The sequence below is a fragment of the Mesorhizobium sp. M7A.F.Ca.CA.001.10.2.1 genome (assembly GCF_003998575.1).
Classification (GTDB): domain Bacteria; phylum Pseudomonadota; class Alphaproteobacteria; order Rhizobiales; family Rhizobiaceae; genus Mesorhizobium.
Genome location: NZ_RZQY01000007.1, coordinates 1 through 22,354 on the forward strand (window position 1 = coordinate 1; position 22,354 = coordinate 22,354).

General features: G+C 61.9%; 29 protein-coding genes and 1 tRNA gene. 17 read left to right on the forward strand and 13 right to left on the reverse strand.

Going from position 1 to position 22,354, the window contains the following annotated elements; genetic code table 11:
* The 5 genes from EN964_RS00940 to EN964_RS37480 all read right to left on the reverse strand — a co-directional run.
* Positions 1–98, reverse strand: a 98-nt coding sequence (locus tag EN964_RS00940) for a glycosyl hydrolase 108 family protein (protein ID WP_281059553.1), incomplete at its 3' end; no start/stop codon positions are given.
* A 391-nt stretch (positions 99–489) separates the two neighbouring features.
* The gene (locus EN964_RS00945; protein WP_127270497.1) at positions 490–1,281 is read right to left on the reverse strand and encodes a bifunctional 2-polyprenyl-6-hydroxyphenol methylase/3-demethylubiquinol 3-O-methyltransferase UbiG; all 792 of its coding nucleotides are present in this window, start codon (positions 1,279–1,281) and stop codon (positions 490–492) included.
* 72 nt (positions 1,282–1,353) lie between these two features.
* Positions 1,354–2,649, reverse strand: coding sequence for a hypothetical protein (locus EN964_RS00950; protein WP_127270495.1), 1,296 nt, complete (start codon positions 2,647–2,649; stop codon positions 1,354–1,356).
* Positions 2,650–2,716: 67 nt separating this feature from the next.
* Positions 2,717–5,380: a hypothetical protein gene (locus EN964_RS00955; protein WP_164748725.1), complete on the reverse strand. Its 2,664-nt coding sequence runs from the start codon at positions 5,378–5,380 to the stop codon at positions 2,717–2,719.
* Positions 5,381–5,508: 128 nt separating this feature from the next.
* The gene (locus EN964_RS37480) at positions 5,509–7,515 is read right to left on the reverse strand and encodes a hypothetical protein (RefSeq protein WP_164748726.1); all 2,007 of its coding nucleotides are present in this window, start codon (positions 7,513–7,515) and stop codon (positions 5,509–5,511) included.
* Positions 7,516–7,729: 214 nt separating this feature from the next.
* Between EN964_RS37480 and EN964_RS00965 the strand changes: the two genes are divergently transcribed.
* Entirely contained in the window at positions 7,730–7,999 is a 270-nt protein-coding gene (locus tag EN964_RS00965; protein WP_127270778.1) for a hypothetical protein, read from the forward strand.
* 73 nt (positions 8,000–8,072) lie between these two features.
* Complete coding sequence (locus tag EN964_RS00970) at positions 8,073–8,378, forward strand: hypothetical protein (protein ID WP_023813813.1); 306 nt, start codon at positions 8,073–8,075, stop codon at positions 8,376–8,378.
* 39 nt (positions 8,379–8,417) lie between these two features.
* Here the strand turns inward: EN964_RS00970 and EN964_RS00975 are convergent, their stop codons facing one another.
* Positions 8,418–8,846, reverse strand: a complete 429-nt coding sequence (locus tag EN964_RS00975; protein ID WP_127270776.1) for a DoxX family protein — start codon at positions 8,844–8,846, stop codon at positions 8,418–8,420.
* A 187-nt stretch (positions 8,847–9,033) separates the two neighbouring features.
* Here EN964_RS00975 and EN964_RS00980 point away from each other — a divergent pair, with 187 nt between their 5' ends.
* The 5 genes from EN964_RS00980 to EN964_RS01000 all read left to right on the forward strand — a co-directional run bounded on the left by EN964_RS00980 (position 9,034) and on the right by EN964_RS01000 (position 11,097).
* Positions 9,034–9,225, forward strand: coding sequence for a hypothetical protein (locus EN964_RS00980; RefSeq protein WP_127270775.1), 192 nt, complete (start codon positions 9,034–9,036; stop codon positions 9,223–9,225).
* Between the two features lie 485 nt (positions 9,226–9,710).
* Positions 9,711–9,890 (forward strand): DUF3606 domain-containing protein, encoded by a 180-nt coding sequence (locus tag EN964_RS00985; RefSeq protein WP_023813816.1) that lies wholly within the window; start codon positions 9,711–9,713, stop codon positions 9,888–9,890.
* Positions 9,891–10,061: 171 nt separating this feature from the next.
* Positions 10,062–10,505, forward strand: a complete 444-nt coding sequence (locus EN964_RS00990) for a GFA family protein (RefSeq protein WP_127270773.1) — start codon at positions 10,062–10,064, stop codon at positions 10,503–10,505.
* A gap of 95 nt (positions 10,506–10,600) precedes the next feature.
* Positions 10,601–10,837: a DUF982 domain-containing protein gene (locus tag EN964_RS00995; protein WP_127270771.1), complete on the forward strand. Its 237-nt coding sequence runs from the start codon at positions 10,601–10,603 to the stop codon at positions 10,835–10,837.
* A gap of 14 nt (positions 10,838–10,851) precedes the next feature.
* A complete protein-coding gene (locus EN964_RS01000) occupies positions 10,852–11,097 on the forward strand; it encodes a DUF982 domain-containing protein (RefSeq protein WP_127271133.1) in 246 nt (81 codons plus the stop codon).
* 43 nt (positions 11,098–11,140) lie between these two features.
* Here the strand turns inward: EN964_RS01000 and EN964_RS39060 are convergent, their stop codons facing one another.
* Entirely contained in the window at positions 11,141–11,275 is a 135-nt protein-coding gene (locus tag EN964_RS39060; RefSeq protein ID WP_255337188.1) for a hypothetical protein, read from the reverse strand.
* Positions 11,276–11,365: 90 nt separating this feature from the next.
* Positions 11,366–11,671, reverse strand: coding sequence for a hypothetical protein (locus tag EN964_RS01005; RefSeq protein ID WP_127271135.1), 306 nt, complete (start codon positions 11,669–11,671; stop codon positions 11,366–11,368).
* A 145-nt stretch (positions 11,672–11,816) separates the two neighbouring features.
* Between EN964_RS01005 and EN964_RS01010 the strand changes: the two genes are divergently transcribed.
* On the forward strand, positions 11,817–12,755 hold the full coding sequence (locus EN964_RS01010; protein WP_206517099.1) for an alpha/beta fold hydrolase: 939 nt from the start codon (positions 11,817–11,819) through the stop codon (positions 12,753–12,755).
* Here the strand turns inward: EN964_RS01010 and EN964_RS01015 are convergent.
* Both EN964_RS01015 and EN964_RS01020 read right to left on the reverse strand, forming a co-directional pair.
* The gene (locus EN964_RS01015) at positions 12,735–13,283 is read right to left on the reverse strand and encodes an MgtC/SapB family protein (RefSeq protein ID WP_127271137.1); all 549 of its coding nucleotides are present in this window, start codon (positions 13,281–13,283) and stop codon (positions 12,735–12,737) included. The two genes, EN964_RS01010 and EN964_RS01015, sit on opposite strands and share 21 nt — an antisense overlap.
* Before the next feature lie 141 nt (positions 13,284–13,424).
* On the reverse strand, positions 13,425–14,480 hold the full coding sequence (locus tag EN964_RS01020; RefSeq protein ID WP_127269200.1) for a PAS domain S-box protein: 1,056 nt from the start codon (positions 14,478–14,480) through the stop codon (positions 13,425–13,427).
* A gap of 186 nt (positions 14,481–14,666) precedes the next feature.
* Between EN964_RS01020 and EN964_RS01025 the strand changes: the two genes are divergently transcribed.
* The 5 genes from EN964_RS01025 to EN964_RS01050 all read left to right on the forward strand — a co-directional run bounded on the left by EN964_RS01025 (position 14,667) and on the right by EN964_RS01050 (position 16,889).
* Positions 14,667–15,149 (forward strand): pyridoxamine 5'-phosphate oxidase family protein, encoded by a 483-nt coding sequence (locus EN964_RS01025; RefSeq protein WP_127269199.1) that lies wholly within the window; start codon positions 14,667–14,669, stop codon positions 15,147–15,149.
* 381 nt (positions 15,150–15,530) lie between these two features.
* Positions 15,531–15,824, forward strand: a complete 294-nt coding sequence (locus EN964_RS01030) for a hypothetical protein (protein ID WP_127269198.1) — start codon at positions 15,531–15,533, stop codon at positions 15,822–15,824.
* Positions 15,825–15,908: 84 nt separating this feature from the next.
* A tRNA-Gln gene (locus EN964_RS01035) sits at positions 15,909–15,982 on the forward strand.
* Between the two features lie 318 nt (positions 15,983–16,300).
* Entirely contained in the window at positions 16,301–16,486 is a 186-nt protein-coding gene (locus EN964_RS01045) for a hypothetical protein (protein ID WP_127269197.1), read from the forward strand.
* Positions 16,487–16,682: 196 nt separating this feature from the next.
* Entirely contained in the window at positions 16,683–16,889 is a 207-nt protein-coding gene (locus EN964_RS01050) for a hypothetical protein (protein WP_127269196.1), read from the forward strand.
* A 96-nt stretch (positions 16,890–16,985) separates the two neighbouring features.
* Here the strand turns inward: EN964_RS01050 and EN964_RS01055 are convergent, their stop codons facing one another.
* Positions 16,986–17,228 (reverse strand): hypothetical protein, encoded by a 243-nt coding sequence (locus tag EN964_RS01055; RefSeq protein WP_127269195.1) that lies wholly within the window; start codon positions 17,226–17,228, stop codon positions 16,986–16,988.
* A gap of 280 nt (positions 17,229–17,508) precedes the next feature.
* Here EN964_RS01055 and EN964_RS01060 point away from each other — a divergent pair, with 280 nt between their 5' ends.
* Positions 17,509–17,826, forward strand: a complete 318-nt coding sequence (locus EN964_RS01060; protein ID WP_127269194.1) for a hypothetical protein — start codon at positions 17,509–17,511, stop codon at positions 17,824–17,826.
* 103 nt (positions 17,827–17,929) lie between these two features.
* On the opposite strand, the gene EN964_RS01065 is transcribed toward EN964_RS01060, so the two are convergent.
* The gene (locus tag EN964_RS01065) at positions 17,930–18,799 is read right to left on the reverse strand and encodes an NmrA/HSCARG family protein (RefSeq protein ID WP_127271143.1); all 870 of its coding nucleotides are present in this window, start codon (positions 18,797–18,799) and stop codon (positions 17,930–17,932) included.
* Between the two features lie 103 nt (positions 18,800–18,902).
* On the opposite strand from EN964_RS01065, the gene EN964_RS01070 reads away from it, so the two are divergent.
* From EN964_RS01070 to EN964_RS01085, 3 genes are all read left to right on the forward strand, one after another.
* The gene (locus EN964_RS01070) at positions 18,903–19,787 is read left to right on the forward strand and encodes a LysR family transcriptional regulator (protein ID WP_127270566.1); all 885 of its coding nucleotides are present in this window, start codon (positions 18,903–18,905) and stop codon (positions 19,785–19,787) included.
* 424 nt (positions 19,788–20,211) lie between these two features.
* Positions 20,212–20,400, forward strand: coding sequence for a hypothetical protein (locus EN964_RS01080; RefSeq protein ID WP_127270567.1), 189 nt, complete (start codon positions 20,212–20,214; stop codon positions 20,398–20,400).
* A gap of 129 nt (positions 20,401–20,529) precedes the next feature.
* A complete protein-coding gene (locus tag EN964_RS01085) occupies positions 20,530–21,531 on the forward strand; it encodes an aldo/keto reductase (RefSeq protein ID WP_127270568.1) in 1,002 nt (333 codons plus the stop codon).
* Positions 21,532–21,632: 101 nt separating this feature from the next.
* Here EN964_RS01085 and EN964_RS01090 read toward each other — a convergent pair whose 3' ends face one another.
* Positions 21,633–22,280 (reverse strand): glutathione S-transferase family protein, encoded by a 648-nt coding sequence (locus EN964_RS01090; RefSeq protein WP_127271145.1) that lies wholly within the window; start codon positions 22,278–22,280, stop codon positions 21,633–21,635.
* Positions 22,281–22,354 lie beyond the last annotated feature (74 nt).

Here is a 22,354-nt window from a genome sequence, read left to right on the forward strand (position 1 = left end):
CCCTTCATGGTGGCGCCGCCGGGGTCAGCCGGATTGTCCGACCAGCCGCCTTCCGATTTGAGAACAAGCGCAAGCGCCCGCGCGAAGTTGCGGTCCATGGTGGTTCCTTTCCGCCCTTCCGGGCAGTTGTTCAGTTTTTGATTTTTGGTATGTTCGCCGGGTGGAGGTTAGGTTTGACGCGGGCGATTATGATTCTGGATATCATTCGCCAAGTTGGCAGATACAGACTTTAAAATTCTGAGTATCAGCAAGAGACCCGTGCGCTCGGTAAGTCATTGACGCACCTAGGGCGCGTAAAAGCACATATGCCTGACATAAAACATTTAGTTTTAGGAGTCCTCATCGGCGCCTTCTCCATCGCGTGGGTAGTTATTGCCACGATAGGGGTGCGGCGAGAGACGCGCGCGTACAACAAAAGCCTGAGAGACATCGATGAGAAGCTCCGTCAGGATAAAGATCAATAGGAGTTCGAAATTCAGCGAGTTTCAGCTAGTGCTTTTTGAAGACGAACAGCTTTGTGTGAAAGGATACTGGGCTGATCACTAAGTCGATCGCGCGTCGTAAGGTCACCATCGGTCGCGACCGGCTCTCATACAATGGTTCAAGCAGGCGCTTTAACAAGCTGCTCTCCCGCATCAACCCCAGATATCCGCCCCTGGACCGACTTTCCAAAAGCCGGAACCCCATCCCGCTGATCGTTCTAATTGTGTCGTTCGGGGTGAAGGCAAATTGGTAAAATCGGGCCATGTCCGCGGCACTCACATCTTCGTATCGACCGAGCCGCATCTTTAGACGCCTCAATGGCGACACGCTGGGGACAGTTAGGAAAAGGAGTCCGCCAGGTTTCAGCACTCGGCGTGCCTCCTCGATGATCGATGCGTAACCATCCTTGAAGTGTTCGATCACCCCCAAGGACCACACCCCTTCGAAAAAGGCATCCTCGAATGGCATTTCTCGCACGTCACCGAGAACGATATTAAGTTCTGGGGCGTGCTTTTTGATCCTAGCGATGGTTACGGGGGCAAAGTCTAATCCGTAAGCCTCGAACCCTGCGTGATGGAGCCCAAAGACTGTATTGGCCACACCGCAGCCTGCATCAATCACTCGATCAGGCGGGCTTAAATACTTTCGGGTAACATGCTGGACAAAGACGCTCTTTTTCCGAATGTCCGCTGCTGTTAGGGATTGCGCCCAACGATCGTCCCAGAATCCTTCGTCGGCTGGTCGGTCGATGAATACAAGACGATCATGCTGCTGATCGAGATATACCTGCTCCACCATTCATTTGCCTCCCCCAAGGCGCTGCTCAACATCAGTTCATTTGCCTCCCCCAAGGCGCTGCTCAACATCAGTTCATTTGCCGTAGTCTCGACCCACAATCGGAACAGCCGGAACGCTGGTATGGAAGCGCCCGAAGAGCAGTACCCACACCAAGACCTGAATCGTCACGAAACCGACGAATGGCTGCCGTGCCTGCGCAAGAACGTTCTCCAAGGCATTCCGGTGCGCATAGACCCCTATCACGCTGCCGAGGATGATCCAGAAGAAGAACCACATACCCTTACTTTTGAGCGAAGCATGGTGCAACGCCACCAACGCTCCGCCATAGATCAACCCAAATACGATCACAACGGGAATACCACCAATCGCCCACGCCTGCCCCCAGAATGTACCAGCCAAGCCGTACAACGCCTGCGAAAATATCTGGGTCTGGAGCACCGTGTTGAACCCAGTGCTGTCAAAGCCGAAGGCCGACGGCTGAATTAGCAGTTGCGCCAAGGTATCGCGAACCGTGTTCCACCATGGATAGGTCGTGCTACTCCTAATCAGCCCTTCGATGTTTTCATGAGTGCCGAAGGCTTCCCAGGAGGCCACCATAGCCATCGGATCAGAACCGCCTGCCAGCATCCTGCCAAACGGCAGGTCGCGTTTGTAGGCCAGATAGAAGGGCTTCATAAAGAAGATGATCGCAAGCGTCGCCAGCCCGATCGCCCATGCCTTCCAATGCAGGGCCGCCTTCGTTATCGGCCACTCCCACAACAACACGATGGCGAACGCCATTGCCAAGATCACCGGGACAGTCCGATCACCCGCGATCGCATTAAGTGCGACCATTAACGCAAAGATGGCTTGATAAATACGAGCGCCGCGACCCCACAACCTATCGAAATAGATCGATGCCAGAAGGCCGATGCCGCTGACCCAACGCCACACGATCGAAATGAGCCCACCAACGGCGTCATAGATGTCGGCACGCTCCATCGCGTACCACTCAAGTCCAGCCCTGTTTGCCATCCATGCATAGCAGGCTAAAGAAATGATCAGCGCGCACCGAATGAACCAGGTGACCCGCATCGGGTGCAGCTGGTAACAAGGGGGACGCCCCCCGTCCACAGACGAAGGCATCAGCAGCAGCGCCAACCCGAACCCTAGCCAAGCAGCGACCATCACCAGAATTGCTTCCGACGACGCCGGCTCGAGATATGGCACCAATCCTTTCGCGCTCACAGGTCGCGTGAAGCCAATCAGCGCGGGCACCGAATAAGCAAGAAGGCCGACATAGCCAATCGCTACAACAGAAACCCGATTGTGGCGGGCCACAAGTATAAAGGTGGTCACGGCCACCATTGACCACAGAGCGAGCACCATATCTTTCGTTCGTCCATTTGGATCAAAAAAGCAACCTAGGCGATTCGGTCATTCACAACGACAAAGTCTACAACTCGAAATCGCCCGCCCAGCCGACTGTCGCGCTGACCACCCATGAGCCCGTTGCGTATGCCTCCAGGGTTACACGCTCGCCGGGATCGAGAATGAGATATTTTCCTGCACCGCCGCCCTTGATCGTGTCCGTCCCGTTGGGCTCGATGTTCATGACATGGGTTGCGTGTACTCCGGCAAAGCCGATCCGAAGGCCAGGCACGGCAGGCGGCAGCGTATGTGTCCGCGTCCCGCCGGCCCCGTTGTTGTGGCAGAGTGCCCGGTTGTGAAGCCCGGACAGCGTTGTGTTGACGGTCAGATTGGTCGGCACACTCGACGTCCCCTGCAGGCCGGGATTGTTGCCGCCAATAAACCTGGTCGCGATGCCGGCCGTGATGGAACTGCCGGTGCCATCACCAACCCATTCCGTCATGTCAAAGCCATCGACCAGCATTTCGTCTATCACGCCGCCGGTGCTTACCCGAAAAGCAACGCCAATGGAGGTCGAGTTTTTCAGGGCGATGTCCCTGAGACTGGCTTTGCGCAGCCGTTGGCCCACGGAAAGGTTGAACCGGATGCCATGCGACTGGGTGTTTCCCCTGATGCCAGAAAGGCTAAGGCTCGCCGGTGTCACTACGTTCGCAACGACGACGGCGTCGGTCGAGCAGTTCATCAACGTGCCCGGACCGATCGCAAGAGGCGTCTGGTAGGGCGCGGCGATTACGGCTGTGGCACCCGACATTCCACCCGTGATCGTCTCGCCAGCCGGAAAGATGCCGGCCGAGCCGCGCACATAGATGCGCCGGGTCGCGCTGTTTGCTGTTTTGGCAATCGCAGAGTTGCCTCCAGTGATTGTCTCACCGGCCTGAAACGTCCCACTTATCGGCAAGACCCTTAGCACGTTGGCAAAGAAGTCGACCAAGATGCCCGTCGCGCCGGATGAACCGCCTGTCACCGTCTCACCGAGTTCATAGTCGACGGTTGAACCGGTGATGACGATTTCAAAATGTTGGAACCGCAGGGTTCCGGCGGAGCCAGAGGTGCCGCCGCTGACCGTTTCGCCAGTCGCAAACGATCCAACTTGCGAGCTGAGGGCGAACTGATATTCGCCGTTTGGCTCCAATTGCAGGGCGGTGTTGTAGCGATCGATGTACCAGTTATCGAGCCGGCCCGACTGAATCTGAACGCCAAAGACGTTACCGGCAGAACTACCGGAGAGCCGGTTGCCGATTGCCCTGACATTCGAAATGACGATCTCGCTGTTGGCATCAGTCGCAGCTACGCCAACCAGACAGTCATTCGCCACTACGTTAGTTATGATCCCTCGCGGATCTCGCGCACCGGTCATCTCCACCCAGACACCGGCGGAGGGGCTGTCGAGATGTGCATCCGCGAAAACCCCGTCGACTAACACGTCGGTGGTGTTTAGATTCCCCGTATAGGTCAACACGACGCCGTCGCGTTTGCACTTCGCCGACCGGATGTTGCGCACGATCGGCTTGCGGACGCCGGCCACGTAAACCGTGTCGCCAAACTCGCCGCCGGTTGGCGTGACGATGTTATAGCCGTCAATGTCCTCAATCGTCGGGCTGTCGACACAGAGCGCCATCACGCCGGCAAGGCCAAGATTGCGGACTTTCACGCCGCGAATTGTCGGCCGCTTCCGGCGTGCACCAGTGGAGAGGCCGACGCGAATACCGATAGAAGCCTGGTAGCCGGCATGTGATCCACCATCAATCGTGAGGTCCCCGTCTATCAGGACGTCATCGGCAGCAATATCGATGACGGGATGGTGGCCGGTAACGGTGCCGACTGGCGCGCGCAGGATTAGGGCAGAGCCGCCCAGGCATTCGACGCGCTTCTTCGCTGTCGAGATCGTGTGGTTGCCGTCGGTCTGGTAGGAGCCGTCAATCAGCACATGCGGATAGCTGCCCGCGAGCAGTGCACTGATAGCAGCCGTGGCATTCGCACCGCCACCACGCGCGCCGAGCATTGATGCCGTCACCGGAATTGAGGCGAGCGTATAGCCTGTCTTCGTCATGCCATCGCTCAGCGTGATCACCAAATCCCCGACATTCGTTCCATTCTTGCGGTACACAGCGCCGCTGCCTGCCACCTGAGAGCTGTCGCAGAAGGCGGTGCGGATGTATGTGGGTGCTATCGGCGGGTAAAATGCCTCGGCCGTCGCCTTGGTCGCGAATTGCGGATCGATCACCGTCGTCATGGCGCCCGTCGCTACGTCCGCAGCGGCCTGGGCCTGGTCGATGATGCCTTGCGCGGCTGCCTGGATATCGCCGACGGTGTCGTCGGACTGGTAGAACGAGAGCACAATGTCATCGGTGCCGATCACAGGGTTAAGCGTCTGGAAGGCAAAGACAAAATCGGCCGAGGCGTTGCCCTGCTGGACATGCACCGTCGTTCCCTTCTGCATGGTGCGCCCGGTGCGGGCATCGGCAGCGCGGAACCATCGGCCTTCGCTGACCGTATAGATACCGTTCTGCGTCTGGTCGGCCTGGTCCTTGACCAGCACGCGGTCGCCCACCTCCGTCGCTACCCCGTCGATGGTCTGAAGGCCGGAAAGCGCAATGCTGGCGGTCGTCGCCAGGCGAACAGGTTCGCGCTCGCCGGTCAGAAGGCGAACGGCGGCGGCTGAAGATCGGGCCATGCTGGCGTGCTCCATGAAAAAAGCCCCGCGAAGCGAGGCTGAAAAGAGATTTTGGTCTTGAGATAGAGGCAGGCCTTTGGATCAGCCGGCAGATATCAACTGCGATTGTGATGGCATTGGCAGCGTCCAGCTTCCATGCAGCATCAAACCTCCTGAAGCCGCACAACGGCGTTCCAGCCATAGGTCTTTGCCGCGACGCCGACAACGGTCACCTCAATTCCGGAAGCCCCCACGGCGACGGAGGCGTCGAGTGAAGCGGCGTCGGTCGCATATTCGCCGATCACCGTTTTGGTGATCGCACCTTCGACCGCCAGGGTTCCGCCCGTGTTGCGGATCACGCCGGCGAACACATAGCCGGCGCTGGTCGACGACGAACCATCCGTGCGGCGGGCAGCGACATCGGCGGTGAACTTCACGCCTTGCCCTGGCCTGATCGGAACAAAGCTGTTTCCGGCTTCGAAGATCATAAGAACGGGCGTTGCGTCCGGCGTCGACTTATAGCCCTTGAAAAGATCGCCGCCCCGGTTTCCTTCAATTAGCGCCATGTGCGATCCGTCATCGGTTGGCTTGCCCGTCGCCGTACCGGAGTAGATGTTGCCCCGCACCTCGACGTTTGGCGAGGATCCGCTGATTTTCACATCGTTGACGACGCTGCCGGTCGTCGCCTTGAAAAGGCCACCCGTCGCCCTCTGCCGTTCGCCCGATATTGTCGACAGGGCGACATAGGACGATCGCGCATCCGCGATGCCTGCATGGGTTTGCGACATGTCGCCGTTCAATCGAACGCCAATGGACGCCGCCGCGCCGCCCATGTCGACAAGCGTGTCGGCCGACACAATGGTTTCATCCGCCGCGCTGAAGACGCCGTAGGCATTGGCCTGGGTAAACCCAAAGATGCGGCCGGCACCAATCCTGGCGCCGCGCGAGATCTGTTGCCCGGCCGGGGTTTCGATATAGATCCCCTGATGCGTCGCCTGGATGTCGAACGACAGCAGGCGAAGATCTTCGATATGATGGCCGGTGCCGGCGCGAATGCCTTGCTGCACGCCTTCCGTCACCAGGCTGCGCACCTCGATATCCTTGGCCCCTCGCAGCACCAGGCCATAAAGGCCATCCCTGGACTTGGCACTGATGCGAAGGCGTTTGTACTTCAACACCGATCCGGCGGGCGCAGCGCTGCGGGTGAACGCGACGGCCGCGCCAAGTTGAACGCCGCCAAGCTGCGTCCAGTCGATATCCACCTCGATATCGCTCACCGGCCAGTCGTCGTCACTCTCTGCATCAAAACCGTTCAAATAGGCGCTCACGCGAGCGCGGCGGACAAACACGTGACTTGTGCCGGAAACCTCGTCGTTGATGGTGACGATGTTGCGCGCCGTATCGCCCCTGGCGTCGTCGATGTAGACCCAGCTGGAATCGGCAATGCGGTAGTGGTCGCCTTGCGTACCGGTGAGCGTGCCATGCTCGATCGTGACGCCGGAGATGCCGCTGATGTTGAAGACGCCAAAGCCGTTCGCAGCCGCGACATGATTCCAGGCGCCGTTAACCTTCGGCGCGATGATACGGTTGTCGCCCTTCAGGTTGAAAAGGTGCATGGCGTCCTCGGTACGCTGCAAAAGCGCCCTGTCATCAAACTCGACCGTCAACCCCTGCGGAATGTCGATATTGCCGGCCAGCGAGAATGTGCCAGCCGGGATGATCAGCCTGCCCTGCCCGGCGGCAGCAATGGCGTTGACGATCGCGGTCCTGTTGTTGCCGGCTGCCGTGTCGGCGCCCGCCGCGCGAATGTTGATCTCCTTCGACCTCGGTGCGTTGATGATGTCGAAGCCGGCTTTCGCTCCACCTTGCAGCGTGATCGCCAGACCGCCCCCGCCAGCCAAAATGGTGCCATTCTTCCTGTAGAGGGCTTGGCCGTCGCCGACCTGCGAATAGCCGGCAGTCCTGATATAATCCGGCGCAACCGCCGGCGAATAGGCTTCCGCCGTCGCCTTGGTCGCAAATTGCGGATCGAGCACGGTCGTCATGGCGCCCGTCGCCACATCCGCCGCCGCCTGGGCCTGGTCGATGATGCCTTGCGCGGCTGCCTGGATATCGCCGACGGTGTCGTCGGACTGGTAAAACGACAGCACAATGTCATCGGTGCCGATCACAGGGTTCAGCGTCTGGAAGGCAAAGCTGCACTCACCCCGTCAACCGTTTTTTGAGAAAAAATTCCTAGACCGGTCGGAACTCCCACTCGGAGCGACGCTGGCAAGCGCGTAAAACCCTGCTTTTGCCGGCGGCTGGTCATAAGCCGGCAGGTGTGAAATCATTCGTCGAAGCTCATGGAATGATTCCCGTCGCACGGCCTTGTGGGAGAGGACGATGGACAGACCAGCCATGGCATCCGTGTTCAGGATGCGGCATGCACAAGCCACGGTTTCCGGCGTGCGCAGCACCGGCCAGGGTCAGGCCGATCCAGTCATCCGCGTGCGTTCGCTGGGCGAAGCCATCCGTTTCGTCGCCAACGCTTACCCCCAATACGACATCAGCGCCGTCGCCATCAGCTGTGGGGATGTTTCGATCGGCAGCCTCGGCAACCTGGAGGTCAAGGCGCTGTGGCGCGAATATGGCGAACGGCTGACGCAGGAATAGGCATTCGCCCGCAGCCTTTCTGGAGCGGAAATGCCGCTCGCGCGTTTCAACCCCAGCCACGGGAGCAATCGCCATGAATGTCGCCAACCTGCAACTCGAAGGCCTGTTGATGGCCGTCGCCTCGATCAACCGCCTCCTGGTTCAAAAGGGGGTGCTGACGGCGGAGGAGATCGACCTGGCCTTGCGCAAGACCGAGGCCGGCGAAACCAACCAGGAGCGATCCGAAGGCATGTCCGCGTCCAGCCGCGACGCCGTCAACTTTCCGATCCGGCTGCTGGAACTCGCCAACCAGTGCCAGCCGGAGGCGGAGATGCCGTCTTTTTCGAAGCTGGCCCGCATGGTCGGCAAGATAAAGGAACCCTACAACGACCAGCTGTGAGCGGCCGGCGTGCGTCCGCGGTGGCCCGCTGCCCTCGCCTCAAGCCCTGCCCGGCCATCCCGAATTGAGCGAAAGCACCTTGCCCGGTCCATGTACGGCCGCAAACAGCAGTCCGGCCAGGAACGAAAAATGGTCGACGAAGAAGCCGAACTCGGCCTGGTTGCCTGCCCAGTGGCTGGGTCCGTGAAAGGCGAAGCCGAGGAACAGCACATAGGCGGCGGCGACCAGGGCTGCCTGCGAGAAGAAGGCGCCGGTCAGGAAGCACAGCACCAGCGCGACTTCCAGGATCGCCGCGCACCAGGCCAGGAACAGCGGAAACGGAAAGCCGGCGGCGGCGATATAGCCGGCGGTGGCGTCCATGCCCATGAACTTGAAGGTCACGGCCATCAGGAAGACGCCGGCGAAGATCAGCCGGGCGACGACAAGGGCCGCGGTCTGCCACGGTGATTGAGTGATTTGCGACGACATGCTCGTTCTCCAGCTTTGCAGGTTGATCGCTCCTAGGACGCGCGACCGGCGCCAGGTCCGACACATCAGGCCAATTTTTCTCGACAGGATCGCAGAGGGCTTTCGAAGCGTCACACCGTACAGCAAGAGAGATTTTCGGTTTGCCGGCTGACGGCATATTATTGCTCGCTCCAAGGGGGAATCGGACATGGCCAAGGCATTGACCATCGGCGCACCGCGGCATCCGGCGACGAGCACCGTCTACGAACAGGAATGCAGGGATATGCTGGTTCCGCATCTTGACGCCCTGCTCCGCAAGGTCGAGGCCGCCGGCTGGGACCGCGGGCAGGCCGCCTCGGCGCTCATGTATCTCGCCGCGATGCGGCTGAAGCCGGCCTGACGACGGCCCGAACGGCTTTCCGGCGCCGCCGCGATTGAAACTTGTTGGTAATCACGGAAGTGCTATCGTTAGTCGGGGCTAATGCATCGGCGTGCCGACGCAGCGATTTTGGGTGGGCTGAAATTTGCGTACAAGCGTCAGGTTTGGGGCGACATCTCATGGCGAGCGGTCGGCGCCGCTGGAGTGCAGCGGCTGCGGTGGCGCTGGCCAGGTCTTCGAATGCCCGCGCTGGACGAGTTCCAACGGCCATTGCTGCCCCGCCGGCACGCACCGGCGCGGCTGCCCCGGCCTCAGCGCGGCATGCTCCGAATGTGACGGCGACCACGCTGCCGCCGCCGATACCATGCGGCCCTCGGCCTGATACAGGCCTATCGCAGCCCAGGCCGTGTCGTCTGGTGGAACCGGCGGCGCCAATCTGTGTTATGTCGTGTTGATCGCGGGCGCCGAAGACTGCGCGTCCCCGACAACAGAAAGCGAGGCCTGAGATGGCTGACGACAAGTCGAAGACGAAACAGGACCGCAAGCAGGTCTCGAGTGAAGAGCCCTACGAGGTTGCCGCCTTTGCCCGCAAATACGGCATCCCGCCAAGCGAGGCACAGACCATCATCAAGCGCTACGGCCCCTCGCGCAAGAAGCTCGACGCCCATATGGCGGCCCGCGGCTAGCCGAAACCATTTCGCCTGGGCGGCGTTGAAGATGCTGCGGGCCGCGTCAACCGGGCCTGGTGGTACGGTGAACAGGATGTCTTTTTCCCGGTTTCTCATCCTGGCCAACGAAACGGCAGACGAGCATCTGTCCCACCCGGCCGGCAGCGCCACGCATTGAGGGAGGTCGCCATGTCCGACACCATACGCAGGACCGGCAGCTGCCTGTGCGGCGGCGTGCAGTTCGAGGTTCACGGCCCGCCATTGCGCGTTGGCCTGTGCCACTGCAAGGATTGCCGCAAGGCCGGCGGTTCGGTCTATTCGGCCTTTGCCATCTGGCCGCGCGAGGCCTTCGAGACCACCGGCCTCGTCAGCTCCTATGGCACGCGGAGCTTTTGCCCGACATGCGGCGGCCGCGTCGCCTGGGTCGACGACAATGAGGCCGAGGTGGCGATCGGCAGCCTCGACATCGCGCCGACCGATCTCGTGCCCGAATATGAATTGTGGACCTCCAGGCGCGAGACCTGGCTGCACGCTCTGCCCGGCACCGAACAGTTCGAGCATGACCGCCCAGCGCAGCACAGCGCCGAAGCGCCGACGCCGAGATCGCTGTCGGACATCGACGCCGAGATTTGATCTCCTGGGAAGGGAACCCTGTCCTGCCGCCGACGTTACCGATCGCCTCTCACGCATGTCGCCAGCGACACTTGCGGCAATCATGGAGACGACCGTTGAACGACAAGATGTTTCCCCGCCCCATCAGGCTGAAATTCGCGCCTGAGCGCGAGCGCATCATCCGCAGCGCCTGGGAAGGGCTGGAATGCCTCGGCGACTGGCCGTCTGGCCAGGGACGGCGCTACCGGGCGGCGTTGCGCAGTTGCCGCGATGCGCTGGATGGCTGGACGCCGGCGGAAAAAGCGATGCGGGCGATGATCGACGCCGCGCGCGAAGCAAAACTCCTCCAGTAGTTGGAAAACAGGACATGTCCGAGCTCATTTTGCCCACACCGATGCGGATCAAGCCGCATGGGTCGGACACGATCCGCGACGTCGCCACGCTCAAGGATGCCAGCGAAATCCTGATCGACTGGCCGCAGGCCAAACGCGGCCCGTTCTACCAGGCGGCGCGCGAGAAGGTCGAAGCCGCATTGGAAACCGGGACAGGCGCCGCCGAGGCGCAGGAAGCGTTCGCAGCGCTCTGCAGCCATGCCGGCGTGCTGGTGCGGTAGGTGTCAAAGGAAGCAGACGGGGCGTCGTGCCTCGCCTGCTTTGTCATTTCGTTGGAAGCTCGCCCTGGACAATCGGCTGAGAGGTTTCGAAGCCAAAACTCTTCGGCGCCAGAAGAATCAAGGCAATCACGATGGCTATCGAGGCAAGCAACGTGGCCGTGGTCGCAATATCTCTCACGATAATCTCTCCGAATTCCAAGTCGTGAGAGAAACGCTCCTGAGATAACGAGGTTCCATTAGCTTGCGCGATAATACCAGCCAGCGGCGTTTATTGCTTCGGCGGCTGGGGCGGCACTTCACCCGGCTTGATCACCGGCGTCTTGCCTTCCTCGGGGGCCGGCGCCGCCATGCCCTGGTCGCCCGTCGGGGGCGGTTTCAGCACGCCGCCGCAATCGTTGAGCTTCGCGGTCAAATTGCCGTCATCGGCCTGCTGTCCAGGCTGCTGTTTTGCCCCTTGCTCGGTCTGAGCCCTGCATTTGTCGGCCTGTGCCTGGCTGTCGTTCTGCTGCTGGGCCGCGGCCGGCACTGCCAGCGCCAGCATGAGGCCGATTGGCATGATGGCGAGAATTCTCATCACTGCCTCCTTCTTTCTTGCACGGTCGCCCGCGGCGACCTTCCCTTCACAGGGACAACGTCTGTCGACGAAAAAGGTTGGCCGCCTCGCCGGGCGGCATTGCAACCAAACCCGTTTGCCGCCGTTGCGCGTGCCGGAGGCGATCATGTTCGAGGGTTTCCAAGGCGCGGAAATCGACACCGGCGATGCCAACATATTCTGCCTGCGCGCCGGCGGCGGGCCACCGCTGCTGTTGCTGCACGGCTTTCCGCAAACGCATCTGATGTGGCGCGACATCGCCCCCGCTCTGGCCAGCCGGTTCAGCGTCGTCTGCGCCGACCTGCGCGGCTATGGCCGCAGTTCGTGTCCGGCATCCACTCCCGACCACGCCCCCTATGCCAAGCGCACCATGGCCGCCGATATGATGAGGCTGATGGAGAAGCTGGGTTTCAGCAGCTTCATGGTCGCCGGCCATGATCGCGGAGGGCGTGTCGCCTACCGCATGGCGCTCGATCATCGGGGCAGCATCGACAGGCTCGCCGTTCTCGACATCGTGCCGACCGCCGATGCCTGGGACCGGGCCGACGCCAGGCTGGCGCTGGGTTATTGGCCATGGTCGCTGCTGGCGCAGCCCGAGCCGTTGCCGGAAAAGATCCTGTCCAGCGCCGCCGAGGCGATCGTCGACAATGCGCTCAACGGCTGGGGCTCGTCGTCATCGGCGTTTCCAGCCGAAGTGCGTCAGGCCTATGTCGAGGCCTTGCGCGCGCCTGCCCACGCCCATGCCATCTGCGAGGAATATCGGGCGGCAGCCACGCTCGATCGCGAGCACGACCATGCCGACAAGGCAGCCGGCCGGCGCATTCGCTGCCCGCTGCTGGCGCTATGGAGCGGTCAGGGCGCGTTGGCGCAATGGTATGCCGGCGAAGGCGGGCCGCTGGCGCTGTGGCGCGGCTGGGCCGACGATGTGCGCGGCCAGGCGATGCCGGGCGGGCACTTCTTTCCCAAGGAGAACCCGGCGCGCACGGCCGATCTGCTGGCCGGCTTCTTCGGTGAAACCAGTCACGGCATCTCTCGGCGAACGGGATTACCTTCGCCCTCCCTTTGATCGGGCCGAGGCCCCCTCCTTCTCCGCCTTTGCCTGACTGCCTTCATCACCGGCGGCAAGGCCGGGCCCGCGTTCGAACCGGCGCAGAAAGCCGGCAACTATCAGCACGATCAGCGTGCCGAACCCGGCCACTTGCCAAAGACCCAGTCCGCAGGCGACGCCGATCGCGCCCGCCAGCCACATGCCGGCGCCGGTCGTCAGCCCATGCACCTCGCCGCGCGAAAACATGATCGAGCCGGCGGCGAGGAAAGCGACGCCGGCGGTCACCGCCTCGACCACCCGGATCGGATCGACCTTGACCGATTCCCCCGCGAACATCGGCGCGTGCACGATCTCGACCGTCAGGATGCCGAAGGTGGCGGCGGCGACGCAGACGAGGATATGCGTGCGAAGTCCGGCCGGGCGATTGCGCCATTCGCGTTCGAAACCGATGACCGCGCCATAGAGGGTGGCCAGCAACAGCCGCGCCGCGATGACCGGAAACGAGGTGTAGGTGGAATGGCCGAATTCCTCGACGAGCTGTTCCATGATGTCCCCTCCAAAAGCTTGACGCCACAACGCGGCCACCGGGTCGCGGTTCCTGAATCCACGGCCAGGTGCGGCAAGGATGCGGCCGCTTTTGAATACGCATCTGCCAAAGGGAGGTTGATGGAGCCAATCCTCAAGGCCTCAGGACGTTTCGGTTTCGGGCACGTCGGCGCCGAGCTGCGGAACGATGATCGAAGCCAGCGGCGCCGTCAGGGACCATTTGAGATGGCCCGGGCTGCGATCCAGCACCGCCAAGCCGTTCAGCGATTGCGGCGCGACCCGTTGCAGGACGACGGTGCCGAAACCCTTGCGCGTGCTTTCGTCCCGCCGCTCTCCCTCGCGCACCGGCATCGTCTCGTCCCAAACCAGATGAATTTCCCGCTTGTCAGAAACGCCTTCGACGATCCGCCAGGTGATCTCGAGCCGCCCGGCCTCGCTCGCCAGCGCGCCATATTTTGATGAGTTGGTGCCGAGCTCATGAAATGCCATGCCGAGATTCTGCACGGCGTTCGGCTGCAGGGTCAAAAGCGGCCCGGAGAGCGATACCCGCGCCTCGTGGCCGAACGGCTTGAGCTGCTCCTGGGCGAGGTCGAAGAGGCTGGCGCCGGCCCATTCCGAGTTCACCAGCAGATCGTGCGACCGCGACAGCGCCATGATGCGGGAGCGGATCAACTCCTCGAATTCACGCGGATCGGTCGAGCGTTTGCTGGTCTCCCTGATCATCGAGAGGATCACCGCGAACTGGTTCTTGACGCGATGGTTCACCTCGCGGAGCAAAAGCCTGATCCGGCGCTCGCTCTCCTTGCTGGCGGTGATGTCGCGGGCGATCTTCGAGGCGCCGATGATCTCGCCGGACGCGTTCCTGATCGGCGAAATGGTCAGCGACACGGCGATGAGGCCGCCATCCTTGCGCCGGCGGATCGTCTCGTAGCTGGCCAGCAGCTCGCCCCTGCGAACCCGGCTGATGATGTCGGTCTCTTCATCCTTGAGATGATCGGGGATGAGCATGAGCACGGAGCGGCCGACGGCCTCTTCGGCGGTGTAGCCGAACATGCGTTGCGCCGCCGCGTTCCAACTGGTGATGATGCTGTTCAGATCCTTGCTGACGATAGCGTCGAAGGACGAATCGACAATCGCCGCCAGCCGCGCATCGGCGGTGATGGCGATCAAGGCATCACGGCCCGCCAAATCTGTCACTGTCGACCCCTTCTCCCTCATGCGCGGATCGCGCGCATGGCCACCAATGCGCCGCGGTGCGTTTTGGTTGCAATCGCCTCCAACATTCCTCCCAGGAACAGTCCGGGCAGTTCATGTCCGGAACCTTGCGCGCCTGCGCGAGTTGCACCCGACACCCCCATGGACGGCTCAATAAGGAGGCACACAATGAGCGACGGCAACAGCGATCTCGACCGGGTCTGGAAACTGATGGACAGGATCGGCTTCTGTATGCTCGCCACTCGCGAAGGCGATGACATCCGCTCGCGACCGATGGCGGCGCATGTGGTGCGCGACGAAAACGCCGTCTACTTCCTCACCGATGTCGACAGTCACAAGGATGACGAGATCGAAGCCGAGCCCAATGTCGGTCTCGCCTTCGCCGATTCAGGCGGCCAGAAATATGTTTCCGTCAGCGGTCTGGCGGCGGTTTCGAACGACCGCGCCAAGATCAGGGAGTTGTGGTCGACCCCGGCCAAGGCCTGGTGGGACAGTGCCGATGATCCTTCGATCCGCGTGCTTAAGGTGACGCCGAAGGACGCCCAGTATTGGGACAGCCCCGGCACCGTGGTCAGCTATGTGAAGATGCTGGCCGCAACGGTCAGCGACAGCCGCCCGGAAATCGGTGACACCGGTAAGGTCAGGATGTAGCCGGACGGCGTTGAAAATCACGACATCAGTCAGATGTACGAATGCCGGCGGGTCGCATTTGACATATTGCTGGCGGCATACCGGCGCGGATCAGTCTGGCTTGGGAGGGTCAGGGGCATTCGGCACTGGATCGGCGTCAGTATCCCTTTGCGGACAGTCCTCATAGCTGTGGTCGCGCCCGCCGCAGAAAGAACAGCACATGGCCTCGCGGTCCCCGTTTCCGGGCCGCCATTGCGGGGTCTCGTAGGGCTTCCTCCCATCCATCCCCAGCAATGCGCGACGAACCATTTGGTTGCGCCGCCACAGACGGCCAGCCGGCGGTTGCGGAACCACCCGCCGGGATGCGAGTTTCGGCCGATACTTCCATTCGAGGGAATAGCCATGCCGATGCACCGAATTGCCTTGATGACGGCAGCGATCCTGCTGGCCGCGACCGGCCTTGCCGAAGCCAGGCCCGACACCCGCACGATGAGTTGCGACCAACTCCGGCAACTGCTCCAAAGCCATCATGCCGTGGTGCTGACCACCGGACCCAACACCTATGACCGCTATGTCAGGCAGTTCGGCAACGAATGCGACTGGCCGGAGGTGCCGATGTCGGCCTGTGTCCCGACCCGCGACGGCAGCTGCCCGGTCTACCGCTGCGAGGAACCTGTCACCAACTTTCCGGACTGACACCGCGCTTCCAATCGGCTTTGCCGCCCCCGTGCGTTGATCCCGGCGCGCGAACCGGCTAGGGGTGGGGCGCAACGTGCATTTTCCCGCTTCGTCTAATGGTAGGACAGCGCCCTTTGAAGGCGTGAATCGAGGTTCGAGCCCTTGAGCGGGAACCAGCAACCAAGCGTTCGGCTGTTCAAAAGCTGCGCGCAGGGCTGGCCAGCCGGCATCAGCGTATTAGCGAACGCTTGTATTTCGCCCCAAGCAGGATCATCATCCGGACCGTCAGTGGCTTCAAGGGGTGCAGCGCCATGGAACTGAGTTGCTTTGACGGGGGCGTCCTTGCATCGACGATGTCCCTGAACGTCACGGCGGTTTTCATAATATTGGCCGCATTTGCCGCATTTCGGCTGGTTGCAATGTCAGGCGAAGGTTCTGTCGACCAACTCCAGACGGCGTAGCCCGCGGAGAACCTTCCGTGCAGGAGAAGGCATATGGCCGTCCGAAAGGTGATAGCCGTGAAGGACTGGTCTTGCGGCATGAGCGACGAGCTCGGCCGCGTCGTCCTGACCATCAACCCGACCGAGGGTGAGCCCATCCTGGTTTTGATGACAATCTTCCAGGCGGCAAGGATAGCCGGGGAATTGCGGGCTCCGGAACTCGTCTCCATACCTCGGTGACGCAACGCCCCTGGGCAAATCGGATCAAGCTCGCCGGGGCAGCCCCAACGCCCTCCCCAGCGAGCTGTTGCTCCGTTACGATGAACGATGGAGCAATTACTGCTTTACGAATCCGGGCGCCGTTAAGTTGCATCCGGCTCCTGAAACCATTTCGCGGACCCTGCGTTGACCACCGGGCCGACACAGGAGACATCTCATGACCGTCAACTGCCGCTTATCGATCGACAACCGGCCGGAGGCCACGGACGCCGTTTTCCAGGCGGTTCCCCGGATCGGCGAAAGTGTTGCGCTGTCGATCGACGGAACCACGCAGGATCTGCGGGTATCGCGCGTCGTGCACGTCACCAATGGCAGCCTGGAAGGTGCCGCGATAATCGTCGAAGTGACGACCAATATCCTCTGAACCGAGAGTCTCGTCCCGGTACGCCAGCCGGCGCCGCGTCGCGGCAACCGCCGACCGGCCTGCGGGACCAGGGCGGCTCAGGCACGGTGAACCGCCCTACTCCTTGCCGCCGTCGGAAATGCCGTTGCCGCCGGCGGTTGGCAGGATGCCGAAGTCTTGCGACTTCGTCCCTTGCTCCGCCGTCAGGAAGCCATCCGAGGCAAGACCGCGCCGCAGCAATTCCCTCACGGCGGCCGAACGGCTCGGCATGCGCTTGTCGAAGCGCCAGTTTTCCAGCGCCGCCAGTTCGTCTGACGTCAGCATGATCTGCAACCGTTCCGGGCGTTCCAGTTCAGTCATCGCGCTTCCCTCGCTCAGCACCACAAATACGTAGAATGAGTATTCAACTCACTTACCGCATAATTAGGAAGCCGCTCCTAGCGCGTCAAGACCTCGCGATGGGTGAACTGCTTCTCATGCTCAAGATGAGTCTCATGGGTATTCGGCGTAAGGCGCACACTTGCATAACTATTGTAACTACCTGATTTGTTTAGATATTTTTTAATTCGTGACTTGCCAAGACGAAGCCTCTGCCGCATTGTGCAACCTCAACGAAAACCGGTCCCCTTGGGAGGTTTCGATGCGGTATGATTACTCGGCGCGACTACGCGATGACGTCCGTTCAGCAGTCCAGGTCGCCTTCAGGAAGACCGGCATCGTCAGCATCACGGCGGTGGCGGAGCATGTAAGGGTCAGGAATCTGGCCGAAAACGTCGCCCTCGAGGACGTCGAATACCTTGTCTTCCAGGCAGCCCAGCTGATTGGCGCGGCAATTGAATTCGACGGGCTCACCAATTTCGACGGCGTAGCTGGTCTGTTCGTGGATGGCCTCGGTGGCGACGATGGTGAGCGCGTCAACGCCCAACTCGACAGACCTGGTGAGGCCACCCTGCAGTAAGGCAATTCCGGCTGAACGCGCATTTGTCCCGTGCCAGTCAAGGCGGCCTCCTCAAAGGGCCGCCCTGCTGTTTCCGTACCTTGGTGATGACCAGAGCAGTTCCTCAGGCGGAGCCGGCGATTTGTGAGGCGAAGTCGCGATAGGGACGCAACGGGCGGCCGAGAAGCGCGGTCAGGCGCTCGACGTCGCCGGCCTCGGGCAGCATGCCGTCGGTCAGGAACCGTTCGCCCATCAAGCGCATATCGTACGCCATCCAGGCAGGCAGGAACTGCTTGAGATTCTGCTCGAAACCTTCGGTGTTGTCGCCGCCGTAGCTGATCGGGCGGGCGAGCACGTCGGACCAGATGGCCGCGATATCCGTTCCCGTCAGTGTCTGCGGACCGACGAGATTGATCCGCTCGAGCGCAAGCGGCTCTGCGGACCGTTCGCGACGCAGCAACTCGAGAGCGGCGATCTCGGCGATATCACGCACATCGATCATGGCGAGACCCTTGACGCCGATCGGCATCGTGTAGGTGCCGTAGCCGGTGATCACGTCTTCGATCATCAGGTCGTTCTGGATGAAATAGGCCGGACGCAGGATCGTAGCCTTGAAGCCCATCTGCTCGATCATTCGCTCGACGCCGAACTTGCCGGCGAAATGCGGCACGTTCACATAGACGTCGGCATGGATCACCGAGAGATAGACAATCCGCTCGATGCCCGCCGATCGGGCGACGTTCAAGGCGACCAAAGCCTGGGTGAATTCGTCCGGCACCACCGCGTTCAAGAGGAACAGGGTGGAAACACCGGACATGGCTTTGCGCAGCGAATCGACATCGAGGAAGTCGCCTTGCGCGACCGATACGCCCGCCGGGAAGCTGGCTTTCGACGGGTCGCGGACGAGAGCACGGACGTCGGCGCCGCGCTTGACGAGGTGCTCGACGACTTGGCGGCCAACATTGCCTGTGGCGCCGGTAACGAGGATGGTCATGGAATTTCTCCTGTTGGGTTGCTTGACAGGCCCAATATGTGTGGCTCACAAACATTCAAATAGGCGAAAATTTTAGACGTACCGTCTCACTGGTGGAACACTCATGGATCTTCTGGCCCTGACCGATTTCAACCTCGTTGCCCGCCATGGCGGTTTCGGCAAAGCGGCAAGGGCCACCGGCCGGCCCAAGGCAACGCTGTCCCGGCGGGTTGGAGACTTGGAGAGCAGCCTTGACCTGCGCCTGTTTGAACGGGGTGCGCGTAACCTGAAGCTCACCGAGGAAGGACGGGCGCTTTTCGAGCGGACGGGGGCGTTGCTTGCCGAACTGGACGAGACGGCCGCGGCGATCGCCTCGGGCGGTCAAAGACCCAAGGGCAGATTGCGTATCAGCGCGCCCCTGCTTTTTTCTCAGACCGCGATGGGGAGGATCGCCGCGGGATTTGCCCTCAAATTTCCGGAGGTGAGGCTGGAGGTCACGACGGAGGACCGGGCTGTGGACATGATCGAGGAAGGCTACGACCTGGTAATCCGGGTCAACCCGGATCCCGACGAAAGCCTGGTCGGACGGGCGTTTCTCCGCGACCGGCTGGTCGTCGTGGCGAGCCCTGACCTTCCTCGCACCGGTGGTCCGGCCCCTGGCGTTGCGCGCGGGACAGGCGAACGGCAAATATGGCACGTGAAGACAGAGGCTGGCCGGTCGGCGATAAAAATCGAGCCGGTCCTCGCTTTGGGAACGCTCATTATGGTGCGCGATGCGGTGCGAGCGGGGGTCGGGGCAGCACGTCTTCCCATTTCGTTGGTGGCCCACGATTTGGCTGACGGCACACTGGTGAATTGGGGAGACATTGACGGCCCTGAGATCGCTCTGTGGACGCTCTACCCGTCCCGGCGGCTGCTCAGCCCGCGCGTGTCGGCTTTCCTGGACTTTCTGAAACAGGCCTTCCCGAACGGGACGCCGGACGAACTGGCCGCCTATATCGGCAGGTGATGCCCGGCCGCTTTCAGCGCACTGGGAGCCTGGGCAGCGTCACGTCACCTGCCAGCCTGCTTGGCAGAACATGCCGCGACCTCCGATCCACTCCTCGACAGAACCCGGCAAACAGGCCGATCGCGCCGGCAGGCGCCGTTTCGCGAACGATTGTTTTCGGTGTGGAACAAACTGGGTGCATAGAGGTTTTGGCCTCGCCGCACTCAGGAGGACGTGGTGAAGGCTCTGCGCAGTCTCCTTGCCGAACTGTCATCCAACTGGCTCAGGCGCCGCAAGGCGCAAGCGTCCAACACCGCTGGGAATGCCAAAGCCACGCCCAGCGTTGCGCCGCAGGCGTCAAACCAGCGTGCCGCTCATAGGCCCAAGCCTCCGTCCACCCGCGATGTCGCCTCCAACATGTGAGCGAGCTGCAAAGGCCATCATGATGCTGAATCGCCTGACTACGGATCCACTTCTCCGCCTTTTCATCGGTATAATTGCCGGCACATTGGTTGGAGGCGGTGTCGGCGAAGTGGTCGGCAACCATATCACAGCCGATCTCCTTGTCGGCGCATCCGTGGGCGCTTTTGTCGGCGCCGCGATTGCCGGAGTGATCCTGGCCGTCGAAGAATAGCGCCGCCGCATGGTGAGCAGCCATGGGGCGGCCGCGTCGTCTTCAAGCCATCGACATGCGGCCGAACACCCTGTGGGAATTGAGCGATCGGCTGCTATAATTCCTGGACCTTCCCGGAGAACGCCTGCCATGACCCTGAAAACACGCAAGCTCGGCAGCCAGGGGCTGCAGGTCTCGGCCATCGGCCTCGGCTGCATGGGCATGAGCCAGTCCTACGGCCCGGCCGACGAGGCCGAATCCATCGCCACGCTGCACCGCGCCATCGAACTCGGCTGCACCTTCCTCGACACCGCCGAGGTCTATGGCCCGTATACCAACGAGGCATTGCTCGGCCGGGCGTTGAAGGGCAAGCGCGGCCAGGTGACGATCGCCACCAAATTCGGCTTCCGCATCGAAAACGGCAAGCAGGCTGGAACCGACAGCCGGCCCGAGCATATTCGTGAGGTCGTGGAAGCCTCGCTCGGCCGCCTCGGAACCGACCATATCGACCTGCTCTACCAGCACCGCGTCGACCCGGCGGTGCCGATGGAGGATGTCGCGGGCGCCGTCGGCGAACTCGTCGCGCAAGGCAAGGTGCGCTTCTTCGGCCTGTCGGAGGCCGGCGCGGCCAACATCCGCCGGGCGCATGCCGCGCACCCGGTGTCAGCGGTGCAGAGCGAGTATTCGCTGTGGGAGCGCAATCTGGAGCCGGAGATCATCCCGCTGCTTGGCGAACTCGGCATCGGCCTGGTGCCGTTCTCGCCGCTCGGCCGAGGTTTTCTCACCGGCCAGGTCAAGCGCGCGGAAGACTATCCCGACGGCGATTATCGCCGCAACGACCCGCGCTACCAGGGCGAAAACTACGGCGCCAATGTCGAGGCGGCCGCCAAGGTGAGCGACATCGCCGCTGCCCGCGGCGTCAAGCCCGGCCAGGTCGCGCTGGCATGGCTGCTGGCGAAGGGCGACGGCTTTGGCATCGACATCGTGCCGATCCCCGGCACCAAGCGCACAAAATACTTGGGAGAGAACGTCGCCGCCGCCGCGATCAAACTCGATGCCGCCGAGATGGCCGCGCTCGACGAAGCGCTTGCGCCGGGGAAAATCTCCGGCCCGCGCTACACCGAGCGGGGCATGGCGATGGTCGACCGGTAGGGGGCGCCGCCCGTCTCGCTCTGAGGGCAATGCTCTCGCTCAACTCTTCGGCGGCAGCTGATGTCAAATCGGCTGTCGGCTCGGCTTTATCAGCCAATGTTTCAGCTGGCCGGTGGAGCGTTGATCGCAAATTGCGCGGCGAAAGCCCTGATGTAAGCAGGCCGAGCTTCACCGCGCGCTACATATGCAGCAAGGTTTTGATATTCGTCCAAAATGCCCGACATTCTTAGTCGCAGCAGCACCGATACCATCAACAGATCGCCCGCGCTGAATGCATCGTCGAGCCACTCGGCGGCGTCCAGACGAGCCGAGAGCCTGTCGAGACAGGCGCGAACACGATCCTTCACCAATGGCAAACGCTCCTCGCTCCAGGGCTTGTCAGCTTCGAATATCTTTGCCGTCGTTAATTCGAGGATCGGCGGCTCGACTGTGTTAAGTGCGGCAAACATCCACGTGATCGCACGCGCGCGGGCATCGCGATCGCCGGGCAGCAGGCCCGCGTGCTGCTCGGCAAGGTGAAGGATGATCGAGCCGGTCTCGAACAGTGAGAGAGAACCCTCCTCGTAGGTGGGGATCTGGCCGAAGGGATGGAGGGCCAGATGGTCCGGCGCCTTCATCTGCGCGAAGGAAACAAACCGAACCTCATAAGGCAGCCCTACCTCTTCGAGCGCCCAGCGAACGCGCGTATCGCGCGCCAGTCCCTTGCCGCGATCGGGCGATCGCTCAAATGCCGTGATGGTGATTGTCATCGCATCGTTCCTGATTGGGCGAATTCTTCGGCTCCCTATCGTGAAGACGAATGGGCCTCCCGGAAATCGACATC

Bases quoted from the DNA above. Each gene is read 5' to 3' on its own strand.
- EN964_RS00945 (WP_127270497.1), bottom strand. From the start codon at position 1,281: ATGGTGGAGCAGGTATATCTCGATCAGCAGCATGATCGTCTTGTATTC.
- EN964_RS00950 (WP_127270495.1), bottom strand. From the start codon at position 2,649: ATGGTGCTCGCTCTGTGGTCAATGGTGGCCGTGACCACCTTTATACTT.
- EN964_RS00955 (WP_164748725.1), bottom strand. From the start codon at position 5,380: ATGGAGCACGCCAGCATGGCCCGATCTTCAGCCGCCGCCGTTCGCCTT.
- EN964_RS00965 (WP_127270778.1), top strand. From the start codon at position 7,730: ATGGACAGACCAGCCATGGCATCCGTGTTCAGGATGCGGCATGCACAA.
- EN964_RS00970 (WP_023813813.1), top strand. From the start codon at position 8,073: ATGAATGTCGCCAACCTGCAACTCGAAGGCCTGTTGATGGCCGTCGCC.
- EN964_RS00975 (WP_127270776.1), bottom strand. From the start codon at position 8,846: ATGTCGTCGCAAATCACTCAATCACCGTGGCAGACCGCGGCCCTTGTC.
- EN964_RS00980 (WP_127270775.1), top strand. From the start codon at position 9,034: ATGGCCAAGGCATTGACCATCGGCGCACCGCGGCATCCGGCGACGAGC.
- EN964_RS00985 (WP_023813816.1), top strand. From the start codon at position 9,711: ATGGCTGACGACAAGTCGAAGACGAAACAGGACCGCAAGCAGGTCTCG.
- EN964_RS00990 (WP_127270773.1), top strand. From the start codon at position 10,062: ATGTCCGACACCATACGCAGGACCGGCAGCTGCCTGTGCGGCGGCGTG.
- EN964_RS01000 (WP_127271133.1), top strand. From the start codon at position 10,852: ATGTCCGAGCTCATTTTGCCCACACCGATGCGGATCAAGCCGCATGGG.
- EN964_RS01005 (WP_127271135.1), bottom strand. From the start codon at position 11,671: ATGAGAATTCTCGCCATCATGCCAATCGGCCTCATGCTGGCGCTGGCA.
- EN964_RS01010 (WP_206517099.1), top strand. From the start codon at position 11,817: ATGTTCGAGGGTTTCCAAGGCGCGGAAATCGACACCGGCGATGCCAAC.
- EN964_RS01015 (WP_127271137.1), bottom strand. From the start codon at position 13,283: ATGGAACAGCTCGTCGAGGAATTCGGCCATTCCACCTACACCTCGTTT.
- EN964_RS01025 (WP_127269199.1), top strand. From the start codon at position 14,667: ATGAGCGACGGCAACAGCGATCTCGACCGGGTCTGGAAACTGATGGAC.
- EN964_RS01030 (WP_127269198.1), top strand. From the start codon at position 15,531: ATGCCGATGCACCGAATTGCCTTGATGACGGCAGCGATCCTGCTGGCC.
- EN964_RS01045 (WP_127269197.1), top strand. From the start codon at position 16,301: ATGGCCGTCCGAAAGGTGATAGCCGTGAAGGACTGGTCTTGCGGCATG.
- EN964_RS01050 (WP_127269196.1), top strand. From the start codon at position 16,683: ATGACCGTCAACTGCCGCTTATCGATCGACAACCGGCCGGAGGCCACG.
- EN964_RS01055 (WP_127269195.1), bottom strand. From the start codon at position 17,228: ATGACTGAACTGGAACGCCCGGAACGGTTGCAGATCATGCTGACGTCA.
- EN964_RS01060 (WP_127269194.1), top strand. From the start codon at position 17,509: ATGCGGTATGATTACTCGGCGCGACTACGCGATGACGTCCGTTCAGCA.
- EN964_RS01065 (WP_127271143.1), bottom strand. From the start codon at position 18,799: ATGACCATCCTCGTTACCGGCGCCACAGGCAATGTTGGCCGCCAAGTC.
- EN964_RS01070 (WP_127270566.1), top strand. From the start codon at position 18,903: ATGGATCTTCTGGCCCTGACCGATTTCAACCTCGTTGCCCGCCATGGC.
- EN964_RS01080 (WP_127270567.1), top strand. From the start codon at position 20,212: ATGCTGAATCGCCTGACTACGGATCCACTTCTCCGCCTTTTCATCGGT.
- EN964_RS01085 (WP_127270568.1), top strand. From the start codon at position 20,530: ATGACCCTGAAAACACGCAAGCTCGGCAGCCAGGGGCTGCAGGTCTCG.
- EN964_RS01090 (WP_127271145.1), bottom strand. From the start codon at position 22,280: ATGACAATCACCATCACGGCATTTGAGCGATCGCCCGATCGCGGCAAG.